Annotated in this window: 19 protein-coding genes, 1 tRNA gene and 1 pseudogene; 8 read left to right on the top strand and 13 right to left on the bottom strand. The window is 60.1% G+C overall.

Annotated features, from left to right (window positions below):
* Positions 1-720 precede the first annotated feature (720 nt).
* From R3C19_13185 to R3C19_13175, 3 genes are read left to right on the top strand one after another with little or no spacing between them, the layout of a single operon-like run.
* A complete protein-coding gene (locus R3C19_13185) occupies positions 721-2,142 on the top strand; it encodes a Uma2 family endonuclease (GenBank protein ID MEZ6061291.1) in 1,422 nt (473 codons plus the stop codon).
* An 8-nt stretch (positions 2,143-2,150) separates the two neighbouring features.
* Positions 2,151-2,537, top strand: a complete 387-nt coding sequence (locus R3C19_13180) for a hypothetical protein (GenBank protein MEZ6061290.1) — start codon at positions 2,151-2,153, stop codon at positions 2,535-2,537.
* The gene (locus R3C19_13175) at positions 2,534-3,868 is read left to right on the top strand and encodes a hypothetical protein (GenBank protein MEZ6061289.1); all 1,335 of its coding nucleotides are present in this window, start codon (positions 2,534-2,536) and stop codon (positions 3,866-3,868) included. Before R3C19_13180 ends, R3C19_13175 begins: the two co-directional genes overlap by 4 nt.
* A gap of 30 nt (positions 3,869-3,898) precedes the next feature.
* Here R3C19_13175 and cdd read toward each other — a convergent pair.
* From cdd to R3C19_13135, 8 genes and pseudogenes are all read right to left on the bottom strand, one after another.
* A pseudogene (gene cdd, locus R3C19_13170) lies at positions 3,899-4,258 on the bottom strand (cytidine deaminase).
* 465 nt (positions 4,259-4,723) lie between these two features.
* Complete coding sequence (locus tag R3C19_13165; GenBank protein MEZ6061288.1) at positions 4,724-6,004, bottom strand: thymidine phosphorylase; 1,281 nt, start codon at positions 6,002-6,004, stop codon at positions 4,724-4,726.
* Between the two features lie 22 nt (positions 6,005-6,026).
* Positions 6,027-6,614, bottom strand: a complete 588-nt coding sequence (locus R3C19_13160) for an ATP-dependent Clp protease proteolytic subunit (protein ID MEZ6061287.1) — start codon at positions 6,612-6,614, stop codon at positions 6,027-6,029.
* A gap of 69 nt (positions 6,615-6,683) precedes the next feature.
* Complete coding sequence (locus R3C19_13155; GenBank protein MEZ6061286.1) at positions 6,684-7,292, bottom strand: ATP-dependent Clp protease proteolytic subunit; 609 nt, start codon at positions 7,290-7,292, stop codon at positions 6,684-6,686.
* A 147-nt stretch (positions 7,293-7,439) separates the two neighbouring features.
* Complete coding sequence (gene tig, locus R3C19_13150; protein MEZ6061285.1) at positions 7,440-8,927, bottom strand: trigger factor; 1,488 nt, start codon at positions 8,925-8,927, stop codon at positions 7,440-7,442.
* A gap of 65 nt (positions 8,928-8,992) precedes the next feature.
* A tRNA-Gly gene (locus R3C19_13145) sits at positions 8,993-9,065 on the bottom strand.
* Positions 9,066-9,717: 652 nt separating this feature from the next.
* Complete coding sequence (locus tag R3C19_13140) at positions 9,718-11,424, bottom strand: hypothetical protein (protein ID MEZ6061284.1); 1,707 nt, start codon at positions 11,422-11,424, stop codon at positions 9,718-9,720.
* A 485-nt stretch (positions 11,425-11,909) separates the two neighbouring features.
* Positions 11,910-12,653, bottom strand: a complete 744-nt coding sequence (locus tag R3C19_13135) for a TIM barrel protein (GenBank protein MEZ6061283.1) — start codon at positions 12,651-12,653, stop codon at positions 11,910-11,912.
* A gap of 484 nt (positions 12,654-13,137) precedes the next feature.
* Here R3C19_13135 and R3C19_13130 point away from each other — a divergent pair, with 484 nt between their 5' ends.
* The 3 genes from R3C19_13130 (at position 13,138) to thrC (ending at position 16,516) form a co-directional block, all read left to right on the top strand.
* Positions 13,138-13,497 (top strand): hypothetical protein, encoded by a 360-nt coding sequence (locus R3C19_13130; protein ID MEZ6061282.1) that lies wholly within the window; start codon positions 13,138-13,140, stop codon positions 13,495-13,497.
* Positions 13,498-13,812: 315 nt separating this feature from the next.
* Positions 13,813-14,973 (top strand): citrate/2-methylcitrate synthase, encoded by a 1,161-nt coding sequence (locus R3C19_13125; protein MEZ6061281.1) that lies wholly within the window; start codon positions 13,813-13,815, stop codon positions 14,971-14,973.
* Positions 14,974-15,115: 142 nt separating this feature from the next.
* Entirely contained in the window at positions 15,116-16,516 is a 1,401-nt protein-coding gene (gene thrC / locus R3C19_13120; protein ID MEZ6061280.1) for a threonine synthase, read from the top strand.
* A 110-nt stretch (positions 16,517-16,626) separates the two neighbouring features.
* Here the strand turns inward: thrC and R3C19_13115 are convergent, their stop codons facing one another.
* The 5 genes from R3C19_13115 to R3C19_13095 all read right to left on the bottom strand — a co-directional run bounded on the left by R3C19_13115 (position 16,627) and on the right by R3C19_13095 (position 20,283).
* A complete protein-coding gene (locus tag R3C19_13115; protein ID MEZ6061279.1) occupies positions 16,627-16,812 on the bottom strand; it encodes a hypothetical protein in 186 nt (61 codons plus the stop codon).
* A gap of 10 nt (positions 16,813-16,822) precedes the next feature.
* Positions 16,823-17,074, bottom strand: coding sequence for a GxxExxY protein (locus R3C19_13110; GenBank protein ID MEZ6061278.1), 252 nt, complete (start codon positions 17,072-17,074; stop codon positions 16,823-16,825).
* 116 nt (positions 17,075-17,190) lie between these two features.
* Entirely contained in the window at positions 17,191-17,763 is a 573-nt protein-coding gene (locus tag R3C19_13105; protein ID MEZ6061277.1) for a tetratricopeptide repeat protein, read from the bottom strand.
* Complete coding sequence (locus tag R3C19_13100) at positions 17,712-18,980, bottom strand: tetratricopeptide repeat protein (protein MEZ6061276.1); 1,269 nt, start codon at positions 18,978-18,980, stop codon at positions 17,712-17,714. Before R3C19_13100 ends, R3C19_13105 begins: the two co-directional genes overlap by 52 nt.
* Positions 18,973-20,283, bottom strand: coding sequence for a hypothetical protein (locus tag R3C19_13095; GenBank protein MEZ6061275.1), 1,311 nt, complete (start codon positions 20,281-20,283; stop codon positions 18,973-18,975). The genes R3C19_13100 and R3C19_13095 overlap by 8 nt, the downstream gene beginning before the upstream one ends.
* A 539-nt stretch (positions 20,284-20,822) precedes the next feature.
* Between R3C19_13095 and R3C19_13090 the strand changes: the two genes are divergently transcribed.
* Both R3C19_13090 and R3C19_13085 read left to right on the top strand, forming a co-directional pair.
* Positions 20,823-21,203 carry a dihydroxy-acid dehydratase gene (locus R3C19_13090; GenBank protein ID MEZ6061274.1) on the top strand — a complete coding sequence of 127 codons (381 nt, stop codon included), beginning with the start codon at positions 20,823-20,825 and terminating at the stop codon, positions 21,201-21,203.
* Positions 21,204-21,387: 184 nt separating this feature from the next.
* Positions 21,388-22,254, top strand: coding sequence for a DUF4339 domain-containing protein (locus tag R3C19_13085; protein ID MEZ6061273.1), 867 nt, complete (start codon positions 21,388-21,390; stop codon positions 22,252-22,254).
* The last annotated feature ends 160 nt before the right edge of the window (positions 22,255-22,414 follow it).

Raw genomic sequence — 22,414 nt, 5'->3', positions numbered from 1 at the left:
ATCGGACGTCCTCTGGCACACGCGGCTCGGCAGGAGCCTCGCCCTCCCTGGACGCTGCGCGGGGAGAGGTGGTTGCGCGGCCGTCGCGGTTGGAACTCCATGCACCCCTCCCGGCCGAAGGCCAACAGGGAGGGGTCGAACGAGCGAAGCAAGTTCGGGGGAGGGACGTCCGCGTTGGCCGTGCTGGGTCGCCCGAACGCAGAACGCGCGATCGGCCCTCTCCCGGGCCTCGCTCCGCTCGCCCGACCTCTCCCTGCCGCTGCGCGGGGAGAGGTGGATGCGGCCGTCGGTAATGCGCGGTGCTGGTGCATGTGCACCCGGAAATGCGACCTCCTCGGGTACCACACCTTCGCAGAAGCTGTGCGGCGCAGACGTCGGAATGCGTTTTGGGACGTGCTGACTCCTTCATGCGGTGTATGTTGCAACCATCGGGAGGGCGAGGCTCCCGCCGAGCCGCTGCCACCACCGGACGTCCTCTGGCACACGCGGCTCGGCAGGAGCCTCGCCCTCCCTGACGCTGCGCGGGGAGAGGTGGTTGCGCGGCCGCGCGGTTGAAGGTGCAGATGCGCGGACGCCGGCGCCGTCAGCGCGGGTGTAGAAACTGCCGGCGTTCATGGCTCGGGAACTTCGCGGCATGGCATCGGGCGGGACGCTTGGAGTTTGCGGTCCGGACCGCAAGAATGGTCGGTTTCCCGATGACGATTCGCGGGTTGAGGACAGATGATTTCCGACGCTCACATGACGGCAGAAGAGTTTGCCGCCAGCAAACTGGATTTGCCGGAAGGCGGTCGCTGGCACGAGCTGCACGCCGGAAAGACGGTGCTGATGCAGGCGCCCGACGACATTCACGGCACGATCGTGCTGAATCTGTCGCGAGCGATGGCGGAATGGTTTCGTCGGCGCGCGGGGCAGGCCGTCGGCTATGCCTGTCATGAACTGGGAGTCCAGGTTGCCAGGGCACCGGACACGGTCTACTTTCCGGCGATCAGTTTTTTTGATTCCGGTACGCAGTTCGAACAGTCCGATCAGGTTGTCGCCAGTCGGGTGCCTCGGCTGGTGGTGGAAGTCGCTTCGGCCAATGATCGACGACAGGAACTGCGGACTCGCACACTGGCGTACATGAAGGCGGGAGTCGAAGTGATCTGGGTTCCGGATCCGTCCAAGCGGGAGATTCAGGTGATTCGCAAGGCATCGCATACTCTGGCACTCGGCCAGCGGCAGACCCTGAGCGGCAGCGATGTTTACCGGGATTCGAAGTTTCCGTCGCCGGAATCTTCGCTCAGCCGGAGTGGTGGCAGAACCATGCTTGAGAATCTGCCGCTGCAGTCCGTCAAACACAAGGCGCTGACGATTGAAGGCTATTCGCGCGCCGCGGTGCAGAGCTATTGGCGAATTCCCGAACTGAAGCTGGGGTTCGAACTGGGCGGCAGCCCATGGTCGTTCATGGGCACGCAAACCTTTTTCGTCTCGCACACTCATCTGGACCACCTGGCCGCTTTGCCGGTGTATGTCGCTCGCCGTCGCATGATGAAGATGGACCCGCCGACGATTTATCTGCCCGAGGAGGTCGTCGAAAACGTCACTCGCATGCTGAAGTCGTGGCAGCGGCTGGATCGAGGCCGCATGATCTGTCAACTGGTCGGCGTAAAAGACGGCGACCTGATCGAACTGTCGCGGGAACACAAAGTGCAGGTCTTCGCGACGAAGCACACCGTTCCGTCCGTCGGCTACATCGTCTACGACAGCCGAAAGAAGCTGAAACCTGAATTCCACGGCCTTGCGGGAGATCAGATCCGCGATTTGCGTCTGAGCGGCACTGACGTCACGGCGGAAACTCTGACGCCGCTGGTCTGCTTCACCGGCGACACCGCACCGGCAGGCCTGGACGCTCACCCGGACGTCTACAACTCCCAGATTCTGATTACCGAGATGACGTTCTTCCGCCCCGAGCACCGTAAGGAGAAGATCCACAAGTTTGGCCACATGCATCTGGATGATATCCTGGATCGAGCCGACAGGTTCCGAAACGAACTGATCATTCTCAGTCACCTGAGCACGCGGACTCACGAAGGACTGGCTCACAAGGCCAGGGAGCAGCGGCTGCCCGATCATCTGCGTGACCGAGTATTGTTGTGGACGTGAGAGACGACGTGACTTCCGTTCATGAAATCCGACTTGCCGGCCCCTGGGAATTCACTCGGGCCGAGTCCCCTGATTCGCCGCAGCGCTGCACGCTGCCGATTGCGGTGGACGAAGCGAGGCAGGCTCCGGGCGCCGTCACGCTGACTCGCCGCTTCCATCGCCCGACCGGACTGGATGCAGGTTCGCAGGTCCGGATCGCGGTCGACTTCCGCGGTGACACTCCGCTGGTGGCCGTCAACGGCGTCTTGCTGGACATGTGCGAATGCAGCGTTCCGGCGTCAGAAACACAGCAGGCGGAATTCAACATCACCGGCGCGCTAAGGGATTTCAATACACTGACGATCGACGTTCGCGGTCCTCAGATCAGCAACGTTCTGCTACGGATCATCCCATGAAGACAGTGCCGGCGCTTTTGTGTCTGACGATTTGGGTCCCGTGTGCCGTGGTGCACGGTGACGATGATGCAAACAACTCCGGCCGCGTCGAACATCTGGTCAGGCCCGACGACCCGCCTCAACAGATTCTCGATCACGCCGCGCCGGGAGATCGAATCATCTTTCTGCCCGGTCTTCACCAGCATCGCCTCGGCAAACACCGCGCGCTGCTGTATGTTGACAAGTCCGTGGAGATCGAACTTCAGGAAGGAGCCACGCTGAAACTGGCCGACGGAGAAACGTCTCAGGAAGCCGTTCCCGAGATTACGACCGACCACGGAGCACCGAAGAAGCTGGACGATCTGTCCGTCGGTGGCGACTACGACATTTCTCTCGCCAGCGGCGGTCATTCGAACGAAGTGTCTCCCGGCGTCACCGTCTTCACGATCGTCATCGACGGCGAAGGTCAGAATGGAAAGCCGGACACGTTCTCCTGGGGAGTCGGAAAGATCTTCGACAAGCGTGTCGAAGGCATGCCGATCACCGGCGACTGGCAGGAACTGACGGCCGGTGTTCAAATCCGATTCGAAAACCGGACCGGCCACAACCAGGGCAGCCTGTGGTTCATTTCGTATGACGGTCGCGAATCGTACGGCATCCGTATCGGCCACGGTTTGCAGCCCGATTACATCGAGAACGTCCGAATCGTCGGCAAAGGCACGATCGATCTGAACGCGTCAAACAACGTCCAGCCGAGCGGTCTGGTGAAGGACATCAACGCCTGCGTCCTGGTTCATGGCCGCGTGCGAAACGTGCTGATTCGGGATATCACCATGACCGACACGATGCGTTCCGTGATGCTGTATGGCGAACACACCGGCCGATTTCTCGCGGGCGGTGCCGTGACGGAAGGCGAATCGTTCGACGCGGAGAATATCGATATTTTCTACACGCGAACGATCAATCCGAACGGCAGCGGCTACTTGCTTGGCCATCCGTCTCACCGCGGCCACCTGCGCAATGTGCGCTGCAACCACAACTACATGGAAACCGCCACAACGTCGCTTGAACCAAACTTTCAGCTCGACGGTTACGAAGTCATCGGCAACGTGATCAAAAGCGGCGGGCAGGCAATTCACTGCTGGCGAATGTCATCCAACGGACTCGTCGCCGACAACCTCCGCATCCACGACAACACCGGAAAACCGGTCGTCGTCGCAAACGCTCCCGGCGGCTGGAAGGCTCCCGTCAACCTGGTGCAGCGAAACAACCGCAATCACCTCAGCGACCGGCTGAACGACCAGCCCGGCGAATCCGACGCCGGCACGTTTCGTCGACGGGAAGTGCGGTGAATCCCGCACGGCGCGCGGTTTCGTCGTGAATCATGCGTCCAGCCGGAAGCCGCGAGGAAGCAGATCGCTCAGCCGGGTGCATTCGGGCGGCGTGTCGGGGGCGCGGTTGATGTCGTCCATGATGACCACCATGCCGGCGTTGAATTCGTGCAGGAATTGTCGGCACGCTCCGCAGGGAACCGGACTGCCGTCGAGTGATACGCAGACGATATCGATGTTTCGATGACCGGCCGCAACGGCTGTGCAGGCGGCGACTCGCTCCGCACAGATCGTCATGCCGTACGACGAATTCTCCACGTTGCACCCGGTGAAGATTTCTCCATCAGTGGTTTGCACGGCGGCACCCACTGCGAACTTCGAGAACGGAGCGTACGCGCGACCGCGAGCCTTTCGCGACGCCGTCGATGAGTGACTGCCAGTTGTCGGGAAGCTTCACGGGGAGAGTTTCATCGGCGCGTTCTTTGTGGTGGCGTGTGAGTTGCTCGGGCAGCCGTTTCCGGGGTGCCAGGGCCGCAAGGGGATTCTATACTGGCCGCGGCCGACGCCGATCCGCTCTTCTTACTCCCGCGCCGAATGTCTCATTCTGCCCCGCTCGCGGTATAGCTGCGTTGCGATCCATTCTCGCGGGAACTGCAGCGTCTGTCTGGTGACCGTCATTCCCGCGCAGGCGGGAACCCTGCAACTGCACACCGGGTTCCCGCCTGCGCGCAGGAATGACGGGGCTATCACTGCTCTGAGGTGGCGGGGCAGGCATCTGTACAGGCTTTGCGCGCCCACCTTCGCGAGGGCAGGACTCTGCGCGGGAATGACCGGTGCTTTCGAGGCGGAACGAACGCAAGAACGCAAGAAACACGTTTAGACTCGGCCGGCGATCAGTGCCGGTGCCACAGCCGAGTCTGACAATTTAAACGCCGCTCGAACCGCGTTCAGGTGGCGACTCGCTTCGGGTGAAAACACTCGTGCCAACGGCTGGCCGCGTTCCACGACGTCATCGATTCTGACCAGCATCTCGATCCCCGTCGAGTGGTCAATCGTGTCACCGAGCTTCTGCCGGCCTCCGTTCATCGCGATGATCGCCATGCCGATCGCTTCCGTATCGATGGAAGCCACAACGCCCGACTCCGTCGCAGCGACGTCAATCGCAGGGGCGACCTGCAACCCTGCATTCGGATTGCCTCCCTGAGCAATCACCATCTGCTGATACTTTTCGAAGGCAGCTCCCGAATCCAGGTTGCGTGCGGCCACAGCGACGCCTTCGTCCGTCGAGCTGCACCGGCCGCAGGACACCAGGAGTTCCGCGGCAAGCTGCAGCGTCAGATCGCGCACGTCGGCCGGACCTTTGCCTTGCAGGACGTCAATCGATTCCAGAATTTCCACAGCGTTGCCGCACATGCGTCCCAGCGGCTGATTCATGTCTGTCAGCAGCGCTGTCGTTCGGACGTTCATCCGGCGCCCGGTGGCCGCTAGAGAACGCGCTAGGGCTATCGCGTCGTCGCGAGTTTTCATGAACGCTCCGGAACCGAACTTCACGTCCAGCACGAGCGCGTCGAGCGATTCGGCCAGCTTCTTGCTCATGATGCTGGCGGTGATGAGTGGAATGGATGGCACGGTGCCGGTGACATCACGAAGTGCGTACAGCTTTCGATCGGCCGGCGCGAGTTCCTTCGTGGTGCCAGTGATGACGCACCCGACGGTCTGAGTCCGCCGGGTGATTTCGTCCAGCGACAGATCCGTGCGGAAACCGGGGATGGCTTCCAGCTTGTCGAGCGTCCCGCCGGTCGCTCCCAGTCCCCGGCCGGAAAGCATCGGGACCTGTACTCCACACGCGGCCAGCAGCGGAGCAAGCACAATGGAGATCTTGTCGCCGACGCCGCCGGTGGAATGCTTATCGACGCGGGGAATGCCATCGTCGGGCCATGTCAGCCGGGTGCCGGAATTCAGCATCGCCAAGGTCAGCGCCGCGGTTTCCCGATCATTCATGCCCCGCAGCAGGACGGCCATCGCCAGGGCCGCCATCTGGTAGTCGGGAATGCGGTCTTCCGCGTAGCCGCGGATGAAGAACCCGATCTGGTCGTCAGTCAGTTCTTCGCCGTCGCGTTTGAGAGCGATGATGTGAGCTGGACTATGGTTCGGCACGGCTGCCTGCCTGCTGCGGAGGCTACTCCAGCTTTTCCAGGACCGTGTCGATCAGTTTGTAGGTCCTTGCTTCGTCGGCCGTCATGAAGTTATCGCGATCAGTATCGTCTTCGATCTTCTGCAGCGTCTGACCAGTGTGCTTCAGAAGGATTTCATTCATCCGCTGTTTGATTCGAAGCACTTCCTTTGCGTGAATTTCCAGTTCCGTGGCGGTGCCTTCCATTCCGGCCAGGGGCTGGTGGATCATGATGCGTGCGTTTGGCAAAGCGTGTCGTTTCCCCGGCGCGCCGGCTGTCAGCAGGATGGCTCCCATGCTGGCGGCCTGACCGATGCAGTATGTCGCGACGTCGCAACTGATGTACTGCATGGTGTCGTAAATCGCCATGCCCGCCGTGATCGAACCGCCGGGTGAGTTGATGTAGAGATGGATGTCGGACTTGGGATCATCGAACTGCAGGAACAGCAACTGAGCGACGATACTGTTGGCTACATCGTCGTTGACGCCGCTGCCCAGGATCACGATACGATCTTTCAGCAGGCGGCTGTAGATGTCCATCGCGCGCTCATCGCGCCCGTTCTTTTCGACGACGTAGGGTACCAGAACAGTCATATGGGAATCCTTCCGGATCTGATCGTAGAGGATCGGCGGCTGTGATTTGCGGTATTGTCCCGGAGGAGCCTATTTTTTTGCTTTGGCGGGCTTATCCAGCACTTCATCGACCAGGCCGTATTCCCTGGCCTGAGGTGCCGTGAGGTAACGGTCGCGCTGCGTGTCCGCAGCGATCCGCTCGACCGGCTGCCCGGTATGCCCGGCAAGGATCTGATTCAGCAGTTCGCGGGTTTCCAGAATATCCTTGGCCTGAATCTCGATGTCGGAAACCTGGCCGCCGACCTGACCGTGGGGCTGATGGATCATCATCTTGGAGTGCTTCAAAGCGAAGCGTTTGCCCTTGGCTCCGCCAGCCACCAGGATGGCTCCGCCGCTGGCCGACATGCCGACGCAGTAGGTCGCGACGTCGCATTCAATAAACTGCATGATGTCATAAATCGCCAGCGTGGCCGTGACCGAACCGCCGGGTGAATTCACATACAGATGAATATCCTGATGCCGGTTTTCGGACTGCAGAAACAACAACTTCATGACGACCAGGTTTGCGCTGCCGTCGTGAATCGGGCCGTCCAGAAAAATGATCCGGTTATCGAGCAGCAGGTCTCCCACGGTCATCTGCCGCTGAGCGGCATAGTCTCTTGCTGCCATGGGGACGTATTCGTTGCGTAGATCCATCATTTCCTCAATCGTCGGATTACAGCTTCCGTGTCAATCGGTGAGTTGAAACAATCGAGCCCCGGGAACCGTCACCATCGGGCCGGGTTCGGGAGCGTGCGTGCCGCCAGACACGTGCCGGCCGGCTGAGCGAACAGGGGGACAGCCCGGTCAGTCTTCCTCGTCAGCTTCACTGGCGCGGTCGTCCACCAGGGTTGCCGTCATGTTTCCGCAGATGGCAAACGCAACACTGGCAACGTCATTTTCCAGATACGGTTCGCGCTTGACGTCCTTAAACGACGTGTGCTGCAGAATGAAGTCCACGGCCTTGCGTTCTCGAAGCTGAGCTTCCAGGTTTTCGATCATCCCGGACTTCACCATCTTTGCCCGGATGCGGCGCACGGTATCGCCGCTTTGGAAGGCCATCATCGCCAGTTCGCGATCGATGTCTTCCTGTTCACATTCGATTTCTTCCTTCGTGGCGATGCGGTCGAGCACAAAGTGTTCTTTCAGAGCCTGCCGCGTATTGTCAATCGCGTTTTGACGAATCTGGTTTTCGCGAGCGGCGATTTGTTCGCGGGTGAATCCGGCCTGGGCCATTTCCAGAATTTCGCGGCGAAGAGCATTCTCCGTCTGCTGCTTCACGAGTGATTCCGGCAGATCCCACGTGGCGGAGTCCAGAATCTTTTCAAGAACCTGCTCCCGCGTTGCCTGGCGCTGTCGGAATTCGATCTGCCGTTCCAGAGAGGATCGCAGGTGTTCGTTCAGATCTTCTTCCGAATCGCAGTTCACGCGGTCCAGGAATTCCCGTTCCATTCGCGGCAGGACCTGTTCCTGCACGTTCAGTACGGAGAATTCCACGGCAACCTTCTCCCCGCGCATTTCCACGACCGGGGACTGCAGCGAAATCGTCACTTCGGCAGACCGATTATCGCCGGTGCCGGCACCTTCCATCAACTTGTCGAATCCTTCCAGCACCGCATCGTGAAACCGGAGCACCGGGTGCAACTGCAGCGACAGACCTTCGGACTCCCGAAGCGATTTTCCGTTGTGAGTGAACCGGACGTTGCATACGACAAAGTCGCCGGGTTCTGCGGGTCGCTGCACGGTGTTTCGTTCGGCGTAGGACGACAGAAACTCCTGCCGGAACGCATCGAACTCCTCGTCGGAAACGCCTCCGACGGGACGTGAGATCGTGAAGCTTTTGTAATCCGGTATTTCAAATTCCGGACGAACTTCAACGTCAAATTCGTAGCGAAAGTCGCCGGATTCCGGGATATCCAGGCTTTCGACATTGATATCCGGCTGGTTGATCGGATCGATGCTGTTGTCGTCGGAAAGTTGTTCCAGGCTTTGCAGCAGAACCTTCTGCTTGACCTGAGCCACAATTTCCTCCTTGAACCGCTTTTCCAGCAGTGACCTTGGCGCGCGTCCGACTCGAAAACCGGGCACACTGGCGGACTCCCCAAGTTCGGCCAGTGCCTCATCCCGCACAGCGGCGATATCCGCTTCCGGGATCGTCACAACGACGTGTTTCTTGCAGGGACCGACGCTTTGCACGTCCACCGTCAGATCCATGCGGTGCTTTTCTTTTTCGCTTTCCGCTTCGCTCGTGGCAATCTCGGATTCGTCCGTCATCACGTCTTCGCCTGCACTCACGTGGCACCTCCGGTTCGGCATCGCCCCAATCGGTCCAAAAAGACGAGATCGGGCCATAAAAAAAGAGCGGGTGAAGGGATTCGAACCCTCGACAACCACGTTGGCAACGTGGTGCTCTACCAACTGAGCTACACCCGCATCAGGATCGACCGAGCCGCATCGCGTCACCCGACCGTCAATCTGGTTTTTCGAACACCCGCCGTTTGGTCGACGACAGGACCGGGAATTATGCTCGAATCCGATTTTCCGTCAACCGACGACGCGACGAATTCAACGTCGCAGACTTTCGCAGTTCTTCCGTGCGGTCGGTATCGCGGGAACAAATCTTCCGTCGCGGAATTTGCCACGCGGCAGTCGTCCGCCGTTGACTTCCGGCATCATTTGTTGTCGGCGCGGCAACACAACGCAAGTCGCAGGTGTGACGCGACTTGCACGCTGCGTCGTGCTTCCGAAATTGCCGGTGTGGTATTCCGTCAACACCGTTCGCTTCCGGGTGTTCAGATTTCTGACACATCATGGGTGAGCGTAACTGCGTGCAACAGGAACGGTTGCGACGGAATCTTCGCCGGCATCAGAATCGGTCGCCGGCTTCGGCACACGGCGTGCATTTTGTCGGTCTCAATTCCGCTGAACAGACGCAGCTTCCTCAGGGCTGCCGCGACACTGACCCCGTCGCGACTGTTCGGCCGAAACACAGAACAGGGAACGGCGAACAGCATGCAGCCAGCCTGCAGTTGTTTACCGTTCCCTGTTTCGCTGTTGGCTGCCGCGAATACCGGTGAGGCGCCCTCTACGACCGATCGGTCGCGTCCTGGGCGGACACCTGGCGAGTCGCATCTTCCGCTTCCGCCGGGAGCCCGGCCGTTTCATTTGTGCGCAGCGAAATTCGCACGCCGTCGACTTCGACTTCCTGCATTTCGAACGTCACTCGTGATTCCGAAAACGCCGGCAGACGGTTCGTCAACACCGGCGGACGCAGCGAGTTGAGCGCTGGCGGCGCGCCGCGAGCGTCGACCGGATCCGCCTCCAGAGTCACGTGAATCGTGGGAGTTCCGGGGTAGTTGAGCGTCAGCCGCAGCGTTTCGTGTGCGCTGAGTTCCGCTTCTTCCGTCTGCACGGCGAAATCCGCCAGCACGGCATTCTGGGAAGGACGAAAGCCGATTGTGCGGAATGACGACGTGCCCATCCCCAGAAGCTGCGGGTTCGCGTCGTTAATCTTCCACCCGGGAGACGTCGCCAGCGTCAGTGTCTCACCACTTGAAGCCCGACTGACCGAAGCCGTCAGCGTCGACGCCAGATACGCCGTCATCGGCGACGGAATCTGATCCGACCCCAGTAACCTGGCACATAGCAGCAGACCTGGAATCGGAACATTGCGAACGATGCGCTCGTCATTCAGAAGTCCGGCCAGCTTTGCGGTTTCCTCGGCGTGAAAGTACAGGGAAACCAGAGCGATGCTGCTCTGAGATTCCTCCAGCCGCTCATCAAGATTGCACAGAATCAGATCTTCAGCGGCGATGTATTCTTCGTGCCGCCCCAGCACCCACGCGCACACCAGGTTGGATTCCCAGTTGCGAGTCGAGTAGTCCAGTCCGCGCATCGCAGTCGTTGCGGCTCGCGGGTCGTTGTGGATCTCCTGAATCAGTGCCATGTTCGCCATGCTGCTGGACAACATGTCATCCTGTCGGAAGTGACCCGTGCCGATGGCGCTAAGCCGTTCGTAGGTTCGCACGGCATCGTCAAGCTGACCGAGTTCCTGCTGAGTCTTCGCCAGGTAGTACCAGTACGGCGGATAGCACTCCATAAACCGTTCTGTGCGTTCCAGCATGCGGAGCCGGCGGGCCGCGTCACGTTCCTGCAGAACCCGGCCGAGCTGGTCAAGGTCCTGATCGCGGACCAGCCAGCGATCGGGGATATTATTCTTGCGAGACAACTTCCAGAAGCTGTCCAGAAACGTCGACGAACGTGACATCACGGCGGTGAACGTCCCCTTGTCGACTTTCCACAGGTCGGAGTCGCGGCGCATTTCCTGGTTGCGGTAGTCCCACCAGCTGTTGGCTCCGGTCTGGATGACATTGCCCACCTGTCCGGTCGCCACCTGGGCTCCGATGACAAAGAAGTCGGTTCCCAGCTTGCGATGCACTCCCGTGCGAAACTGTTCGTCAATTGCCCGACGCTCACGTTCGCTGATTTCGACCTGGCTGATTTCGTCCAGAATCGACTTGTACAGCGTGATCACTTCGGGATCTTCGATCTGATTCAGGTCCAGGTTGTTCAGGATCCGCTGTTGTTCCTCCACCAGGACTCGTTTTTCCGGACTGCGGCGAATCCGGTGCAGCGCCGCTCGGCAATAGTTCAGCGCCACCGCTGTTTGACGACGGACGGCTTCCTCGTGAGCGGCCTGTGAATTAGCGGCCTGCGGTTCTTCAGCGATCAGCACGGAATCCACGCTGAGTGTCAGCGCGGCCAACAGGGGCAGCAGCAGTTTTACGTTCATGGCAGTCTCTGATGACTTCAACGGATATCGCCTGACCGAAGCCCGTCACTGACGCCGAACGTCGTTGCTCGGAGGCTTCCGGTCATCTGCGATGAATCGTTTCAGTTGTCGAGAACAGATACGTCCATGATCTGCGCGGCGACACTCACGCCCCCATCCTTCCGTCTGCGGCGCACGGGACAAGCCTCAAAGTCGATCGAATCGCATGTCGACGGATTCCCGATCCGGAAATGCACGGCGGGAAGACCAGTAAACCGGCGCGATCTGCGGAAGACGCTGCGGTCCGGCAAGATCTGCCGACTCGCTTCCGAACTGCAATATTCTTCCAACAACCGGCGAAACACCGGCGTTGCCGTCCGCTAAACCCGGACCTTCATACAGGCAGAAACCATACCGGCAGAAACGCCGGGGCTCCGCGATGGGTCGTTGAGTCGCGTGGGTGCTTCCAGGGCAGATCAGCAGTCGTCCGGCGCTGCTTCCGCCTTCTACAGCATCGATTCCAGAAGCAGCCGCAGCTTGCGGAGTTCCAGCAGACGTTCTTCACCGGCGAGCGTTCGGGGTAGCAGATCGACACTCAAAGTGCGATCGTATTTTTCCTGACGAAGCAGAGAAGTGATGCGGTTGTAGTCGATTTCCCCCAGCCCGGCGGGCACCTGCAGTTCGGTGTGAGACGTGTCGCGAAGCTGGCAGTGCAGGACATGCGGGTAGACGACTTCGAAATCCACTTCGCCTCGCGGAGTACACGTGAAGTAAGTGGGGTCCAGCGTGATTCCCAGACCTTTCACGGACTGGCAGAGTTCCACGGCCGTATGCGGATCCTGAGTCAGCAGGCCCGTTCTTGTGAGGATCGAAAGGCGGACTCCCTCCTGGTGGCAGATTGCATTTCGTTCGCGCAGCCGGTCGATTTCCGTGTTAAACGGTGTTCCCAGCGGCGACGCTTCGATCGTCAACTGAGCCACGCGAAGCCTTCGAGCGAACTCCACAATCGCCGCGAATTCCGTCGGCTCAACTTCCTGCTCAAGAAAGATGGCCACAGGGCTCACACGGCTGGCCTCGCGAAATTGCGCTGCGGCGGCGTCAATGTCCTCAACAACTTCCGCGACCTTTAACTGGTCGAAGTCGTCATTGATCCAGAGTTCCACCTTGTCAAACCCAAGATCCTGCAACTGCATGCATGCCTGAGCGCTCGTGATGTCCCACAGGCTGCGAGTTGAACCGGCGATATGCACCGTACTGCTCCCTCAGAATTCGGTTTCCGCGTCGTCCCCTGACTCGGCTTGGGGACTGTAAGTGCTTGCTGCCGTGCGTGTTAGGACATGGGTGTCTCAAGTCACGCTAACCCGGCGTCAGAGGCAGACTCTATTTGTACGGCTGGAATTCCGCAAGTTCACTCAAACTTCCTGATTCCACATCTGTAGGAATTGCAGGGATTCTGCATGTTGGACCGGTTCTGCTGCCGATAACACCTTCATGCGTTCAGGCTTCGCGCCGGAATTCTTAACAGTGCGTTGAAATGCACAGGGCGTTGAAAACGGTGTCTGGAACTGTCCGACACCTGCGAATCTGGTGGCTTCAGAGTTCCAGAGACCGTTTTCAACCGCTGTTGAGGCTTTCGGCAGGACCCGATCGTTTGGGGAACACTTTCTTTCGTCAGCCATGACGCCAAATGTTCACGGCTGGCGGGATCTTCGCGGGGAAAGAAGGAGTTTTGTGATGCGGACACAAGCTTTCATGCTGCTGCTATCGGGGGCGATTGGCCTGACAATTTCGGGGTGCGCGTCGTCGCCGATCATGCGCGGACAAAGCCCGCAGGCCTGCTGGGACGGCGGGTCTTCTCACGGTGACTGCCCTATGTGCAACAGCGGTTATTCAGCTGGCTCGTGCCAGAGCGGTTCCTGCCGGGGCGGTGCCTGTCAGGGCAACTGCAATTTGCCGTTTCACCCCGTTCACCGAAATTCGTACACGTATTCCACTCCGGACGGCCTGATGTATCCCCCGGAAGAAGCCCCCGCCGCGATGTATCAGTATCCGTACTATACGTTTCGCGGGCCAACGGATTTCTTCATGAAGTAAGTCGTTCCAGCGGAATCCATTCCTCGCCGGCGTTCGCTCGTTCAATTCACGAGCGAACGCCTTTTCTTTGCGCCCGGAACTCCTGAATTCCTCAACTCACCGAAATTTCCTGAACTGCAGTCGGGCGTCTTCCGATCGACCGCTCGGTTTCACTTCGTGCATGATCGCAGTAGACTCACGACCGTCCGAGTGCCCCCGTAGGCGAGCACTCGTGCTGACGTCACGGAGCTTCCCGACGATCGCGGCACGCTGATCAGCCGCCGCCGCGTAAGGCAGGCTTTGTGCGGGATGATTCCGGGAAAGGATTCTGGTGACATGGATCGGCCTCTGCTCTCAACATCCCATCTGGCGAACGGACTTCGCCGGCTGGTCGCCGATATCGCGGCTCCCAACGGCCCGACAGGTTCGGGATTGTCGGACGTCATTTGCGCAGAATCCGACCTGATCAGCTTCGGCGATCAGCAGATTCGCTTCTGCGGAATTGACGTGTGCGAGCTGGCGAATGAGCACTCGTTCGAAAGCGTCATCTGGCTGCTGCTGAACGGTGACCTGCCGACTCTGGAAGAACTTTCCGACGCCTGCGCGGTCATGAGCGAATCGGCTGTCGTAGAGCCGACCGCCTCCGAAACGGTTGCCGGGCTGCCTCTGCGGACCCGGCCTCTGGACCTGCTGCCATTGTCGATTTCGCTGATTTCCTACTTCGATCCCACGCCGGCCGACCGGACCACCGGCGCGACTCATTCCCGAGTCTGGCGGGTTCTGGCTCAGTTGCCAGTGCTGTTTTCGGTGGCATTCGGCCAGCCGCTGGATGACGGGCGAGCCACCGATCCACAGGATGGCGGGGGATTGTCGTTCGCCGGTTCACTGCTGCAGGTGCTTCGCAGCGACCAGCGGCCACCGTCGCCGCGGGAAGAAGCGGCCATGAACGCCGTGCTGACCTGCCAGTGCCTGACCGAAATGCGTCCGGCATGCTTCGCGGCCCGAGTCGTCGGCAGCACCGTCAACGATGTCGTCTGTGCCCTGCGAGCCTCCGCGTCGTTGTTCGTGGCTCAGTTGCACAACGATCCGTACCAGTGGACCGCGGAGAAACTGAGTTCCTTTCCATCGCCGCAGCACGCTGAAGTCTGGTGGAAGAGCCGCAAGTCGCGAGGTATGCCGTTCGGATTCTCCGGCGCCAACGACGATCCCCGCCCGCGAATCCTGAAGGCTCACTGCCGCGAACTGCTGGGCTGTGCCACGCGAGTCCGGATGGAAGCGGCCGCAGCACGGCTGGAACGTCTGATGGAAAATGACCAGCAGCAGTATCCGACGATGGACTGGACCGCCGCCCGCTTGCTGGCGCTGCTCGATGTTCCACCGGAACGTATTTCTCTGGCAATCGGAATGGCCCGGCTGGCCGGCTGGGCGGCGCACGCAATTGAGCACCACGCGTCTGGCGTCAGCCTGCTTCCCAGCCTACGCTACGCCAGCGAATAAGCGGCCGCGGCAGGAGGCGAGAGGCCAGAGTCGAGACGCCATAGACAGGTGGCAGTAAGCAGCAGGCGAAAGACCGACCGACTGGCTGCCGCGGAAGTGCGACCATTTATTCATTCAAACCCTTAACTTTGAACACTGAGCATTGAACGCCGCCGCACCACACGCTTTCCAGCAGTGCATCCATCCCGCTTGCCTGGCCACCTACGACATCGGCCAGGTGCTGACGTCCTGTCCTGCCTGCGGAAGTCTGCTCGATGCTCGCTACGACTGGGACCGTATTCCCGTCCCCGCGTCGCTGTCGGAATTCCAAAGCCGCTGGTCGACGCGACTGAATCCGCTCGACTTCAGCGGCGTCTGGCGGTTTCGCGAACTGCTCGGCTTCGCACCCGAATCGCAGATCGTCACCATCGGCGAAGGGCAGACGATCCTGCAGCGAAACGACCGGCTGGGCTCAATCGTCGGCATGAACCCCGGAACGCTGTTCCTGCAGTACGAAGGCCTGAACCCGTCCGGCAGCTTCAAAGACAACGGTATGACCGCCGCGTCGACTCACGCACGCATGGTCGGAGCCAAGATGACGGCCTGTGCCTCCACAGGCAACACCAGTGCGTCGCTGGCGATCTATGCCGGAGTCTCCGGCCACTTTCAGTGCGTTGTCTTCGTCGGCAGCGGCAAGATCGCCTACGGCAAACTGTCGCAGGCGCTGGACTACGGAGCAAAGACGCTGCAGATCCGCGGCGACTTCGACGACGCTCTCGCGCGAGTCCGCGAGATCTGCGAAAAGCATCCCATCTATCTGTGCAACAGCGTCAATCCGTTCCGACTGGAAGGTCAGAAGACGATCATGCTGCGAGTCCTCGAAGGGCTCGGCTGGGAAGTCCCCGACTGGGTCATTGTCCCCGGCGGCAACCTTGGAAACTGCAGCGCCTTCGGAAAAGCGTTTCTGGAACTGAAGGAACTCGGCCTGATCGACCGCATTCCCCGCCTGGCGATCATCAATGCAGAAGGAGCCAGCACGCTGGACGAACTGGTCAACGACAGCGAACTGAACTGGAACGCCGGCCACGCCGACCGCGACATCATCGGCCAATTCTATGACACAATGGACGCCGAAGATCGCCGAGCCAGCACGCTGGCCACCGCCATCGAAATCAATCGCCCCGTCAATCTGGTCAAGGCACTGCGAGCCATCAGTGTCTGCGACGGCGTCGTTCGCAGTGCCAGCGATCAGGAAATCGTCGACGCCCGCGCTTTGATCGCCGCCAACGGCTTCGGCTGCGAACCAGCCAGCGGAGCCACCATCGCCGGACTCCGCAAACTCCGGGAGGACGGCACCATCGCCGCCAGTGATCGAGTCGCCTGTGTCCTGACCGGCCACCAGCTCAAAGACCCCGACCTGACCGTGGCCTATCACTCCAACAATCCGGACCTGCACGCAAGAAAACTGCACCCCGCCGGAGTCACCGTGACACCGTACGCCAACCCACCAGTCGTCGTCGACAACAACGAACCCGCCATCCTGGCCGCTCTGGGGCTGGAGTAGTCGATCGAGCCCTTGGGACTTTGCATCGCTTCCTGGTGCCACAGATGCGCACGGATGAACACAGATCAGGAAAGAGTCGAGTCCCGTGTCGCCCCGGTCATCTGCGGTTATCAGCGTGCATCTGTGGCCACCACTTCCAGCCCGTCCCGCTGCTGGATTGAGCGGATCTGACTGGCTTCGGGAATCCCAGGGTGCTCGGCCGCCGCGTGAGCCTGATGCAGCAGCTCCGCCGCCTCGTCCCGTTCGCCACGAGCCTGCAGCACGTCGGCGATCTGCCCCGGCGTGACCGCCGTCACGCGAAGTCAGTTAATTCGCCACGCGCTTGATTCCATTCTTCAGCAGTTCTTCGCCGAAGTTGATCAATAGTCCGAGGCGGCAACCGGTCAGCTTCAGGTACGTCAGCAACTGCTTTCCGTGGACCGGAAAGAGTTTTTCCACGGACTTCAATTCGACGATGAAACAGCCGTTGATGATGAGGTCGGCCCGAAATCCAACCTCAAACCGCACGCCTTCGAATTCAACAGGAACAGGATACTCGCGGCTCCACGCGATAGCCACGTTCTTTCAGTTTGTGTTCGAGCAGCACGGTGTAAACCGACTCAAGCAAGCCCGGCCCGAGTGCGATGTGCAGCTGCATCGCTGAATCCACGACGTCCGTGGCAATCCGCTCTAATTCATCGTTCATACGCTACTTCCTCGGAAAAGGATCTCACACGAAGGCACAAAGGCACGAAGATTTTTCTGACGGAAAGTCTGTCATTTCCGTCAGCCCTCCTTTGTGCCTTCGTGCCTTTGTGTGAGACCTCAGAACCCTTCCCGTTTCTGGATTTCGCGGATTCGTTCCGCTTCCGGAATGCCCATCTTCTCCGCCGCCGCGTGAGCCTGACGCAGCAGTTCCGCCGCCTCGTCCCGGTCGCCGGGGGCGTTTCGCTGAGCAGGTACGTCGCTATCCACCAGCGGCAGACCAGTAGATCACGCGTCGCGCCGAGCCGTTCGTAGACGGGCAGTTGTTCCTCGCGGCGGATGCGGAGGGCCTCCTCCAGCTCGCCCCGAGCCTGCAGCACGTCCGCGATCTTCCCCTGCGTGACCGCCTTCTCGCGGACGTCGCCGAGCCGCTCGTAGACGGGCAGTTCTTCCTCGCGGCGGATGCGGAGAGCCTCGTCCAGCTCGCCCCGAGCCTGCAGCACGTCCGCGATCATCCCCTGCGTGACCGCCTTCGAGCGGACGTCGCCGAGCCGCTCGAACACGGGCAGTTCTTCCTCGCGGCAGATGCGGAGGGCCTCGTCCAGCTCGCCCCGAGCCTGCAGCACGTCCGCGATCTTCCCCTGCGTGACCGCCTTCCGCGGACGTCGCCGAGCCGCTCGTAGACGGGCAGTTGTTCCTCGCGGCGGATGCGGAGGGCCTCGTCCAGCTCGCCCCGAGCCTGCAGCACGTCCGCGATCTGCCCCTGCGTGACCGCCTTCGAGCGGACGTCGCCGAGCCGCTCGTAGACGGGCAGTTCTTCCTCGCGGCGGATGCGGAGGGCCTCGTCCAGCTCGCCCCGAGCCTGCAGCACGTCCGCGATCTTCCCCTGCGTGACCGCCTTCGCGCGGACGTCGCCGAGCCGCTCGTAGACGGGCAGTTGTTCCTCGCGGCGGATGCGGAGTGCCTCGTCCAGCTCGCCCCGAGCCTGAAGCACGTCCGCGATCAGGCTGCAGGCGTACGCGCGGTTGCGAGCATCGTCAGATGGTACATTCGGCAGAACCTGGTCCCGCGCGATTTCCACACATTCCTGTAGCTGACCCAGTTGCTGGTGATGCGCAGCCAGTTCCAGCAACCAGCGGATGGCTGCGGGATCACGCGGGTGATCGGAGCGGCCGGAAAGAGCGGCCAGCAACTCGCGAAGTTGCTCCATTCGCTGCAGACGCTCGGACTGCGTAAGCCGCCAGACTTCCGGCGAGTGGTCGGACGTGCCAGTGCGATAATCCCGTGCCGTAGCGAGCGGCTTGAGAAACAAGAATGTCCCGCTGCGCCAGTCCAGAAAATCCGGAGCCTGCAAAGCCAGCGGCTGCAACAGGTATTCCGGAATCCAGAACACGACTGGAAACGGCACCTGAGCTCGCCATTCTTCGCGACGGTGATTCAATGCCTGCAGCTTCGCGTCCTGCGGACTCTCGGAACGAATCCCCGCCGCGAGTTCCGTCACAATGACTGCTGACACCGCCCGGTCGTTCGGAAGTGACGACTCAACGACCGGCAACACATCGTCACAATCGGTCGGGACGGACACTCGCAACGCCGGCTCCGCAAGAACGGCATCCAGTTGGTGGAGCAGCTCCCATTGTTGAACAGGTTCGTTGCAGACAACAATCAGCAGCGTGAAACCGTCAGCCCGCTGAATCGCTCGCGACAGTGCGAGAAACGTCTCGTCCGCGTTGTGCGGTTGGTGTGTCGCGTTGAACGGATCGATGGCAACTTCAAGCATCGCGATACCGTTCCAGTGTTCGGATTACGGGATTAACTTCGTACCAGGGGCGGCCGTTCTGGTACTCGAAGACGTGCAGAAAGTAGAGCATCTTCTGATGAATATCGTCGCGAGGGATCTCGTCCCGCGGCTCGTCAAATTTCCGCAGCGCGGTCCAGAAATCGTCGGGGATCTCACGCAGCAGGCTGTTGGCGTAGGTACGAACGGATTGCTGCGCTGCGTCCATCGTGATCGGCAGCTCGTCAAGCTGATTCGCGGCGGTTCGCAGCAGCATCAACAGGTGTCGGGGATGCCCGCCGCTCATCTTACACAGATACTGCCAAACCGCGTCGTCGGAAAAGACGTCCGTGATCGCAACATCGGTCGCCTTGCAGCGCAGATCAATCATCTCCCAGAGTTTTTGCATCCCCAGCGAATCAGGCGCGACGTTGGCCGTCCGGTCAGACCGCACTTTGATCATCGGGACAGGTGCATTGAACTCCCCAAACGCCTGCTCCAGCACCGTGCATTGCGGCGAGTAGTACAGCGAAATTGGCACGGTGTAGATGACGTTCGCCTCAACGCTTGCGAGCTGGGCGCTGCGGTGAATGAACAACCTGTCGTGCGAATTCAGACCGTCCGCAATTTCGCGGCGACTCATTTTTTCCAAGCCGTCCACAATCAGAACGAGACCGCCGCCGCCTGAATTCCTGATCGCAGCGCTCGCATCTCGTAGCAGTTCATTGAACGCGAAGAGCAATTCGGTCGCAACGTTTTCGATCGCTTCCCGAAGCTTCGCCCGTGCGTTCGGCTGGTTCCGCAGCTCCAGTGTCAGCACACCAAACGGAACATCGATATCCGCCTGTGTCAGTCTGACCTTGCTGCCGAACAGTTCGCGGCAGGAGTCCCAAAGGTTCTTCAGACGGATCGACGGTTCAGTGAAACCCGGAAGTTTGGCCGCCTTCAGAGTGCGCTGTGCCTCGGCCGCAATCAAAACCAGCAGATCCGGAAAGTCGAGATCGTTCGGATCCAGCTGCTTCGTCGTATCAACCCAGACGACGACAAAGCGTCCGCTGGAATCGGACTCCTTCTCAAGTCTGGCCTGCAGCCGTTTCAGAAGACTGCTCTTACCGATGCCAAGGTGCCCGGCAAACAGCAACCGCTCGGGTTTCTCGCCCGCTCTCCTCAACTGGCGTTCGATGACCCGGACCACGTCTGTGCCGCGTGCCTCAGAAAAATCGACAAACCTTTGATCGGTTGGAGACAGGGCTTCATTCGGGTCACAAATCTGTACGAATCGTGTGATTGGGTCAGGGTGAGGCATTTGAAACTGCTGGTCAGCGATCGAAAAGTTGGCCGGGATCGAATGCTATCTTAGCCTGATCGCGCCCGCGTAGAAACATGGAAAGATGTCGCAGAATCATTCCGTCAGCGGCCCCCTCACGCCTGGGTTCAATACGATCCGGGTCGCCATCATCCTGCCCGTGTCGGATAACCTGACTGCTGTCGTCGATCATCGGGGATTCCTTGCTCACACGGATTGGGAGGTGGAAAAGCCGTCGTTTCGACGAATCACACTCTCAGGTGTGCAGCGTCAGCGGCGTATGGCGCGAAATTCGGCGGATTTTTGAAAATCAACGCTTCGGCCGCGGCACATTTGCGGTCCTTCGGAAACTGCCGAGCTGCCAGGGGGCTGTCGATTAAGCGCTCTGGCGGTGCTTCTTTGTGCCGGCGACCGGCGGACAGGGCTGGGACTTTCTGCACGGAATTTGCTGAGCTTCCGGGCAGGAAATCGCGGTCATTCATTGTCGTTGCTAGCATGCGTCGAATTGCATTCTTCTCAACTGAAGGCATCTTCGTTCCATGCACTCACGCACCAGCCGCACTCCCCAGCAGCTTCGCAGTTATCGTTATCTGGGGCCGGATGACCTGCGTTCGTTTGGGCATCGATCCCGCCAGAAGCAATCCGGGTTTGATACTGAGGAATTCGCAGGTAAGCCGGTGATCGGCATCCTGAACACGTGGAACGACCTCATCAGTTGCCACGCTCACTTCCGCCAGCGAGCCGACGACATCAAACGCGGCGTGTGGCAGGCAGGCGGCTTTCCTGTCGAAGTGCCGGTGATGGGATTGTCTGAAACGTTCATGAAGCCGACGTCGATGTACTACCGCAACTTCCTGGCGATGGAAGCCGAGGAAGTTCTGCGCAAGCGGATCGTCAGCGCTGTGAGGGTGCGAATCTGATCGTGACTACCCCGAAGCACACCGCCTGCGCTGCGTGCTCGCGAACGGGCAGCTATTCATCGTGCTGCTCTTGCGGCTGATTACGGATCGATGTGACTTGGGAGACAGGCGTCAGGCCGCGCCGGAGGTGCCAATGGAGCGTTCCGCTCAGGAAACTTTGTAGAATCGCAGCTTCCCGACTACGATGTATGTCATTCGCGGATTGCTGCTTCACGGTCGGTCATGCTTCAGTTCAAAAGACCGTCATACAACGCACGTGCAGGCATGGCGGGGGTTATCGAAGATGACGTATCGTTATCGACATTCGGGCCTGGAGTGTGGACCAGTGTCGTTTCGGGAGCTGGTGCTGCTCGTCGCGGGCGGTGAGCTTGGTCCTGATGACAAAGTCCGAACGGATGAGGATCGCGACTGGAAGCACGCCATTGAAGTCCCTGGATTATTCCACATGGCGGGACTTGCGGACGTCGTTGAAGCATGGACGGCTGAACGGTCCGGCAGCCACCCGGATCGTGCGTGTCCCTCCGAAGTGCTCGACAGGTGGGCTGACAGTCGCGCGATGGAACCGGAGACAACTCGGCAACCGCATGTCCAGGCCTGCCCTCACGAACACGGTTCTGCAGAAAGCTTAACGGAATCAGATTCGGAATCCGACTCTACTGATCACCCGAAGCATCCGGATTCGATGGTCGCGGCAGTGGCAGCAGAAACGCTCGAAAGCATTGATCACAGGGTTTCGTCGAGGCTCCGCCGAACGAGATTTTTCGACTGGATTGAACGTGCTTTTTCCGGTGCGAACCAATGGCTGCTCCTCAGAATCCTTTCCGTCCTTCTTGCCGCGAATGTTGCCGCGTTCGGACTGTTGAAGTGGTCTGAGACGGAAGCTCAGCGTCATCCCGACGAAAGCCAGCTCACTTCCGGGATGCGAAACTTTCCTCTGTTCGGCAAGTGCTCGGCGGGACAGTTCTTCTTCCTTACCGTCAATTCCATGCTGCTTGCCGGAGCAGCAGGATTCGCCGCAGCCCGCGGCCTGGAAGCAATCGCAGATGACTAAAAGCACGAGAAGATCCGTTTCATCCTCTCGCTCCGTTTGCCGCAGACGAAAAACAACCCGCGGCGCGCCGTCATGGCCCTGCGAATCACCGGCATCGGATATCAAGCGTTCTGCCAGAGACGGATTTTCACTGACTGAAGTCCTCGTCGTCATTGCCGTC

The sequence above is a fragment of the Planctomycetaceae bacterium genome (assembly GCA_041398785.1).
In the GTDB taxonomy this organism is placed as follows: Bacteria; Planctomycetota; Planctomycetia; order Planctomycetales; family Planctomycetaceae; genus JAWKUA01.
Note: the sequence above shows the minus strand (reverse complement) of the source record. Positions and strands in the feature narration are given on the sequence as shown.